This is a genomic window from Achromobacter sp. SIMBA_011, assembly GCF_046535435.1.
Taxonomy (GTDB): Bacteria; Pseudomonadota; Gammaproteobacteria; order Burkholderiales; family Burkholderiaceae_B; genus Achromobacter; species Achromobacter dolens.
In genome coordinates, this window is sequence record NZ_JAWRWN010001234.1 from 1 (window position 1) to 235 (window position 235).

Annotated in this window: 1 protein-coding gene; it reads right to left on the bottom strand. The window is 69.8% G+C overall.

The genetic code is table 11. From position 1 onward, the window contains the following. Positions 1 to 235, bottom strand: a 235-nt coding sequence (locus SB816_RS34990; protein ID WP_410548621.1) for a DUF2000 family protein, incomplete at both ends; no start/stop codon positions are given.

Consider the following 235-nt stretch of genomic DNA (forward strand, 5'->3'; position numbering starts at 1 on the left):
GTTGGCCGCGTCGTGCCCGGTCGAGAACATCGCGCGCACGTACGGCACGATCCTCAGCTCGCGCGACAGCGCCTGCCGATGCGCGGCTTGCAGCCCGTTCAGATCGGCCGCGAACACCAGCATCGGCTGGCCGAGCATGCGGCCGTAGCGATTGCCGGCCGCATCCTCGTATGGCTCGTCGAGCGCATCGGGTGCACCGGCCGCGACACCCGTCGCGAGAAACGCGACCACGTTG